The 6,136-nt window shown below is 70.8% G+C and carries 4 protein-coding genes; all 4 read right to left on the minus strand.

The window, feature by feature from the left end; translation table 11 throughout:
• A partial coding sequence (locus tag ACWDU1_RS27935) for an acetate--CoA ligase family protein (RefSeq protein WP_450002981.1) occupies positions 1–2,063 on the minus strand: 2,063 nt, incomplete at its 3' end.
• The gene (locus ACWDU1_RS27940) at positions 2,060–3,454 is read right to left on the minus strand and encodes an MmgE/PrpD family protein (protein WP_450002983.1); all 1,395 of its coding nucleotides are present in this window, start codon (positions 3,452–3,454) and stop codon (positions 2,060–2,062) included. The genes ACWDU1_RS27940 and ACWDU1_RS27935, both read right to left, overlap by 4 nt.
• On the minus strand, positions 3,451–4,602 hold the full coding sequence (locus tag ACWDU1_RS27945) for an acyl-CoA dehydrogenase family protein (RefSeq protein WP_450002985.1): 1,152 nt from the start codon (positions 4,600–4,602) through the stop codon (positions 3,451–3,453). Before ACWDU1_RS27945 ends, ACWDU1_RS27940 begins: the two co-directional genes overlap by 4 nt.
• 26 nt (positions 4,603–4,628) lie before the next feature.
• Positions 4,629–5,957, minus strand: a complete 1,329-nt coding sequence (locus tag ACWDU1_RS27950; protein WP_450002986.1) for an MmgE/PrpD family protein — start codon at positions 5,955–5,957, stop codon at positions 4,629–4,631.
• Between the last annotated feature and the right edge of the window lie 179 nt (positions 5,958–6,136).

Consider the following 6,136-nt stretch of genomic DNA (forward strand, 5'->3'; position numbering starts at 1 on the left):
TGCGGCAGCACCGCGACGGGATTGATCTCGGCCTCGGCCACGTCGGGCCGCTCCACAGCCAGCCGCGAAACGCGGACCACGGCGTCGACCAGGGCATCGAGATCGCCGACGGGGCCGCCGCGGAAGCCGCGCGCGATCGCCGTCGCCTTGACCTCCTCGACCATCTCCCGGGCCCGGTCCGCGGTGACCGGTGCCAGCCGCAACGACGAATCCTCGTAGATCTCGGTGTAGACGCCGCCCGCGGCCAGCAGCACCAGTGGTCCGACGGTCGGGCTCACGCGGTAGCCGACGAGTGCCTCGAATACCGTTTCCTCGATCATCTCCTGGACGAGGAAGCGGTCGAGGGTCACCGTAGCGTCGTATACGGCGACGCGGGCGGCAATGGTGGAAACCGCCTGCCGCAGCCCGGCCTCGTCCCGCACGCCCAGGACCACGGCCCCGGCGTCGGACTTATGCGGCAGCCGGTCCGACAGCGCCTTGACCACCACGGGGAATCGCGGCTCGGCCGCGGGTACACCGTCCACGCCGCACGTCGTGGTGACCGGGAACCGGATCCCGAGCGACGCGAGCACCTCGGCCGAGGACGCTTCGTCGAGGGCGCGGCCACCGGCCGGGGCCTCGGTCCGCCGGTGCCGGAAGGTCGCCGGGTCCACCGGCTGCCGGGCCAGGGTCGCGGCCACGGCCTGGGCGCACGCCTCCGCGGTGCGGAACGCCGGAACACCCGCCTCGTGCAGCCGGCCGACCGATTCCAGCGCGTCCGGAAGGGCCCAGGCCGCCACCGGAACCGATCCCTCGGCGTGCTCGGCGATCGCGCTCACGGCCAGCTCGGGATTGAGCCGCGCCGAGGAGCCGATCACGAAGAGCACCAGATCGAACTCACCGCTGCCGCGCAGCACCTTCAGGGCCCCGTCGACCAGATCGTGCCGGGTGCCGGCGAGGGTGAGATCGACGATCAGGCTCTCGGCGACGTCGAGGCCCAGCTCCCCGAGCCGGTCGAATACCGTGCGGCTCGGCCGCGTCACTGTGACGCCGAGCGTCTCCAGCTGGTCCACCAGGATCGCCGCCCCGCCTCCGGTGGAGGTGATGACCGCTACCCGGCGAGCGCGGGCCGCGCCGGGCGGCCCGACTCGGCGTTGCAGCGCCTCGGTCTCGATCAATGCCTCGAAGTTATCGACCCGGGCGAATCCGCATGCCCGGAAGAAGGCGTCGGCCTCGTCGTCCTCACCGGAGAGCGCGCCGGTATGCGAGACCGCCAGCGCGGCGGCGGCATCACTGCGACCGAGTTTGTAGACGGTGACGGGCTTGTGCCGGGCCGCCGCCTCCACCGCGAAGTCCGCCAGGGCCGTCGCGTTCTCCAGCGACTCCATGAACAGCGTGTACGAACCCACGCCGGGGTCGTCGAGGGTGGCCGCGCAGATCTCGCCGAGGCTCAGGTCCACCTCGGACCCGGTGGAGACGAAACCGGAGAAACCCAGACCGCGGGCCTTGGCCCGGGTCATCAGCGCACCGATGACGCTGCCGGACTGCGAGGCCACGAAGGACGAGCCGACCGGGATCCCCTCCTCGGCGAAGGCCGCGTTGGCCGTGAGCATCAGGCCGTTGCGCGGATTGACCACACCGATGCTGTTGGGGCCGATGACGCGCACGCCGTACTCCGCCGCCACCGCCAGCAGTTCCCGAAGCCGCCCGGCGCCCTCCCCGAGCTCGCCGAATCCACCCGACAGCACGGTGACGAGCGGGACCCCGGCCCGGCCGCAGTCGCGGACCGCCGGGACGACCAGCGAGGTATCGGCCACGATGAAAACGTGGTCGGGCACCTCCGGCAGCGAGGCGATATCCGGCCAGGCCCGTTCTCCGAGCACTGTCTCCCGGCGCGGGTTGACCGGGTACACCGCGCCGGTGAAACCCTGACTACGCAGGAACCGCAACGGTCGCGCGGTGGTTTTGCGCACGTCGTCGGAGGCACCGATGATCGCCACCGATCGGGGGTTCAGCAGGGCCCGGCCGACGTCGGCCCGCTCCGGCGCCCGCGCCGGCGCGGGTTGGTCGGTCACCTGTGTCATGGCTGCTTCCTCACCTGCGAGTCGATGCGGGCGATCACATCGAGCGATTCGAACGCCCACAGGGCGGGCGCGAGTTCCACGGCGACCTCGGCCCCCAGCACGGGCGCGGCGAGCCGTACGAATTTGGCCGTCATCTCCGCGTCGGTCACCGGGTTGCCGGGCTCGCCGTAGGGCAGGTCGACCCGATGCGACAGGACCCGGCCGTCGTGCAGCCGCAGTTCCACCGAGGCGGGCCGCAGCCTGGGATAGTCCCGGTCCGACCGCTCGTCGGCGAGAACCTCGACCCGGGTGGCGAAATCGCGGATGCGGGGGTCTCGGCGCGCCTGTTCACCGAACTCGGTCAGTCCCACCTCGTCGTGGGCCAGAGCGGTGGCCAGTGCGAACGGGATGCTCATCTGGGCGTCCAGCAGGGAGCCGACGACCGTCGCCGCGTGGTGCGAGGCGACCGTGTACGTACGCACGGTCGCCCCGGCCACATCGTCCAGACCGATTCCGTGCTCGGCGCGCTGCGCCAGTACCGCGTCGAGCGGCCCGTGCAGATGCCGGCACGAGGGGTAGGGCTTGACGTAGGAGTTCAGCACCACCCAGTCCCGGCCCAGCCCGTCGAGCAGGACACCGGCGTCGAAACCGCCCGCGGCGAACGCGTCCACGTACCCGTGCGGCGTCTCCAGGATGGCATGGGGACCGGTCACCCCGGCCGCCGCCAGCTCCACACTGGTGATCGCGTCCCGCGCGGCCTTACCGGGATGGACCCGCTTCACCTCGGCCGATTTCCCGAGGAAGGCGAAGAGCCCGCCCGCGTGCGAGGCCGCGATCCCGAGCGCGTCGTGCAGACGGCCGGCATCCAGATCGTGCAGAACCGCGACTCCGCAGGTCGCTCCGATCACCCCGGCCAGCGGTGTGTTGTGGAAATGGTTGCGCCAGGTCGTCGGATGCCCCGCCGCGGCCAGCCGCGAGATCGCCTCCAGCGCCACCGCCAGGGCGCGCGTGGTGGTCGCGGTATCGCTGCCCAGCGCCTCCGCCGCCGCCAGTACCGCCGGAAACGCGACGCTGCTGGGGTGGACCGAACCCGGGGTGTACCCGTCGTCCACCTCGAGGCTGTGGCAGCTCGTCCCGTTCAGCAGTGCCGCGCCCGGCGCGGAGACCCGGCCGAGGCCGACCGCGGTGGCAGCGGGACCGCCGTAGGTCGCCGCGATGTGACCGGCGACCGCACGGGAGATATCGGTGGCCGAGCCGGGCACCACCGCCGCCATATAGTCGACCAGCAACCGCCGGACGTGGTGCTCGACCGCGGCGGGCAGTTCGGTGGTGGAGTCGGTCACCCAGGCGACGAGTGCGTCGGTGGCACCGTCGAGTGACGTGGCTTTCCGGGTCTGTTCCGCCGTGCTCATCGGGCCGCCGCCCCGGCACGCTGGTCGAAACGACGCCCGAAGATGCCCTGCGCGATGGTGTTCTTCAGGACCTCGACCGAGCCCCCCGCGATCATCCAGCCGCGGGTGCGCCGGACGATGTATTCCAGCGGGAACTCCTGGGAATAGCCGCTCGCCCCGAAGACCTGCATGGCATCGTTGGCGACCGCGAAGGCGGTGCGGTTCGCGTGCAGTTTCGCGATCGCGGCCTCGTTCGAGTCGGGGGTGCCGGCGTCGGCGCCCGCCACGGCGCGCAACAGCAGCATCTTCGCCGCGTCCAGTTCGACCTTCATATCGGCGAACTTCCACTGCAGGCCCTGGAACTCGCACAGGTTCTTCCCGAACTGTGTCCGCACCGAGGCGTGCTCGACCGCCATATCGTAGGCCTTCTCCGCGAGCGCCAGCGCGCGCGAGGCATTGCCCATCCGTTCCACACCGAAGACCGACAGCATCTTCTTCAGCGCCCCGCTGTCGGCCAGGACGTAGTCCTTCCGAACTCTGCACTCGTCGAAGAACAGCTGGCAGTGCGATTCCCCGGACATGTGGTACTCGCGTTTACCGCGGCTGAATCCCGGTGAATCGAACGGCACCAGCACCGCCCCGATATCGCGGGAACTCGGACCGAAGCGGCACCAGACCACCGAATGCGTGGCATCGGGTCCGTGCGAATTCCAGCACTTCTGGCCGTTGAGGACGACGTGGTCGCCTTCCAGCCGCGCGGTGGTGCGCAGATCGGTCAGGGCGCTGCCGGCCTCCGGTTCGCTCATCCCGGCCGTCACCAGCGCCTTCCCGGCGAGGAACTGCGGAAGTACTTCGGACTTCACATAATCGGAGCCGAAGTTGGCCACTTGGCGGATCGCGCCGAAGTTGCTCGCCTGGAGGGCGTCGGCGCTGTGCGGGCACACCTTGGTGATCGCCATCATGACGAGCACGGCATCCAGTAGCGACGCCCCCTGCCCGCCGAGCTCCACCGGCAGCGTGAGACCGGTGAGATCGTTATCGGCCAGGACTTCGAGGCTGTCCCAGGCGAACTCGGTGCGCGTGAACGCGCGTTCGCCGAATTCGCGCTGGGCGAGTTTGGTCACCGACTCGACGAGGGCGGTCTGTTCGGGTGTGAGGCTGAAATCCATCTAGGGGTTTCCTATCGTCTCTCTCGTTACGGTCGGGGGGAAGTCGTGGTGCGGTCGAGGGCGGCGGCCAAGGCGGGCGCCTCGAGATCGGGGAAAAGTTCGGCCAGCTGCCGCAGTTCGCCGGCCGCGAGGTCGGGGTCCTCGTGCCCGGCGACCCGCAGGCAGGTGCCGGCCTTACGGATGAGCGCGGGCCAGGTGGTTCCGCCGGCGCCGGGCATGGGCGCCTCGGCGACGGCGGTCGCGCCGCCGCGGTGGACCTCCACCCGGGCCCCGGTCATCACCGAACTCTCGGGCAGGTCCTGCTCGACGACGATCCGGGCGGCCGCGGCGGCGATGGCGGGGTTGGCGAGATCACCGCCGTGCAGGGTGGTCAGGTCGTAGCGGCCGGTGACCCACAGCGCCGCGAGTTGCCACGGAAGGGAGAACTGCGCGTCCACCAGGGGTGCGCCGCGGTCTCGGTAGGGTCGCGACACCAGCGCGTACGCCGGTCCCTCCGGCACATGCACCCGCACCTGTTCGACCTCGTCCCAGTCGGGATGCCGCTCCCGCAGTTCTTCCGCCGCCGCGAGCGCGGCATGGGTGTAGCGGCAGGCGGGGTAGGGCTTCACCGCGACCCAGCGGCCTTCGAAGTCACCGGCGAACAGGTCGTCCCAGCCCACACCGGACCCCGGCGCGATCCCGAAGTCGCCCGACAGCCACCCGCTCGGACCTTCGACGCCCTGGGCCGCCAGCGCGGCCGCGGTGAAGCCGGACTGCGCGGCGAGCCCCGGCTGAATCCGCTTGGCGACCGAACCGTCGACCACCGCCTGTCTGGTGCCGGGTGCCAGCGCCGCACCCAGGGACAACGCCACCGCGTGCTCCACCTGGTCGTCGGGCAACCCCCAGACGGTGGCCGCGGCCGCCGCGGCCGCGAGGGAGCCGAGCCCCGCCGTGCGGATCACCCCGGGCCGGGGACCGGTTATCCGGGCCAGCCGGGAAAACAGCTGTACCCCGGTGACCAGGCCGTCGGCGACGCTCTCGCCACCGGCGCGAGCGCTGGCGGCGGCCGCCAGCACGGCCGGCACCACCACGCTCGCCGTATGTACGACCGCCTCGTCGTGTGTGTCGTCGAAATCCCAGGCGTGGATGAGTGTGGAGGTCGCCGCCACGGCGGCCGGGGCGGCCAGCCGAAGACCGGTCCAGGGAACCCGGACCGGACCGTTGCCCACCATGCGCAGGCCGGCGAGTACACGCTGCGCGTCCGCCGAGGCCGTACCCGCCGCGGCGAGCGCGAGGGCGTCGACCAGCAGCAGACGGAGTTGTTCGCGGTCGGGTTCCGGCAGCCCTGCCCATCGCCGGTTGTGAACTTCGGCCACCGTGCCTCCTGACGCTGTTGTGATCCCGGTCTCGTGAACTCGGCCACGTGAGCCAGGTCATAACCCTGGCAGAGATATCTCGGCGTCGTCAATATGTTCTATAGAATCTTTTTTCTGATCTATCGAATATTGGCGTGCTAATCTGGGGCTCGCCAGCCGCGCCGGTGTCCCGGCGCACC

Source organism: Nocardia sp. NPDC003345, assembly GCF_053589395.1.

What these genes read in the sequence shown, in the direction of transcription:
- ACWDU1_RS27940 (WP_450002983.1), bottom strand. Translation starts at nt 3,454, where the DNA reads ATGAGCACGGCGGAACAGACCCGGAAAGCCACGTCACTCGACGGTGCC.
- ACWDU1_RS27945 (WP_450002985.1), bottom strand. Translation starts at nt 4,602, where the DNA reads ATGGATTTCAGCCTCACACCCGAACAGACCGCCCTCGTCGAGTCGGTG.